General features: G+C 64.2%; 1 protein-coding gene. It reads left to right on the top strand.

What is annotated here, in order from left to right:
- Nucleotides 1–385 (top strand): RDD family protein (locus EN742_RS37535; RefSeq protein WP_148670637.1); only part of this gene is annotated, 385 nt, incomplete at its 5' end.
- Nucleotides 386–388 lie beyond the last annotated feature (3 nt).

Genomic DNA, 388 nt, shown 5'->3' with positions numbered 1-388 from the left:
CTTCGCGCTCTTCCCGCTGTTCAACCGCGACCGCCTGCGCATCGGCGACCTGCTCGCCGGAACCTGGGTGGTCGAAGCGCCGAAGCTGAAGCTGGTCGAAGACCTGTCGCGCAGGCAGGACCCGGTCGCCGCCCGTTTCCGTTTCAGCTCGGCCCAACTCGATGCCTACGGCATCGCCGAACTGCACAAGCTGGAAGAAGTGCTACGCCGCGACGACTATTTCGTGCTGAAGACAGTGGCCGAAATGATCGGGAAGAAGATCGGCGTGACGATCGAAGCGCCGGATTCCAGGGCGTTCCTCACGGCCTACTACGGCGAGCTCAGGGCGCATCTCGAGCGCAAACTGCTGCTCGGCAACCGCAAGGCGGACAAGCATGCGCGGTAGCGG

It is taken from the genome of Mesorhizobium sp. M4A.F.Ca.ET.020.02.1.1 (genome assembly GCF_004022645.1).
Classification (GTDB): Bacteria; Pseudomonadota; Alphaproteobacteria; order Rhizobiales; family Rhizobiaceae; genus Mesorhizobium.
This window is presented reverse-complemented; position numbering and strand designations above follow the sequence as displayed.